This window comes from Lysinibacillus sp. GbtcB16, assembly GCF_019091145.1.
GTDB lineage: Bacteria > Bacillota > Bacilli > Bacillales_A > Planococcaceae > Lysinibacillus > Lysinibacillus fusiformis.
Genome location: NZ_JAGXJV010000195.1, coordinates 1 through 346, shown reverse-complemented (window position 1 = coordinate 346; position 346 = coordinate 1). Strand labels below are relative to the sequence as shown.

Here is a 346-nt window from a genome sequence, read left to right as displayed (position 1 = left end):
CAGATCAGATAAGAAAAAAGCAATAGCACCGTATATACAAGATGATATGCGCGAAATGATCTACCGCTTGGCACGCCACCTGGATCTATGTGAAGGAGATACTGGAGTAAAATTGATTCAAGTTGCACTAAATAATCGCAGATGCATGGAGTTTTTCAGCAAATTCTTCAAACGCTCTTATCAGTTTAATGAAGATCAATTATTTATTGGACATGCTACAGCGGCGGATATCCTTCCTTACGTTCAACCCAAGCCGGATACTAGCCGATTTAAAGTTAAAATTTCTCAAGAGCTTAGTAATCAACTTTTTGAATTCCAAATCGCATTAGGAACGCCATATATCGCA

General features: G+C 38.4%; 1 pseudogene. It reads left to right on the top strand.

The features are described 5' to 3' along the window. Positions 1 to 346 (top strand): annotated as a pseudogene (locus tag KVT27_RS23975) (hypothetical protein); the annotation flags it as partial.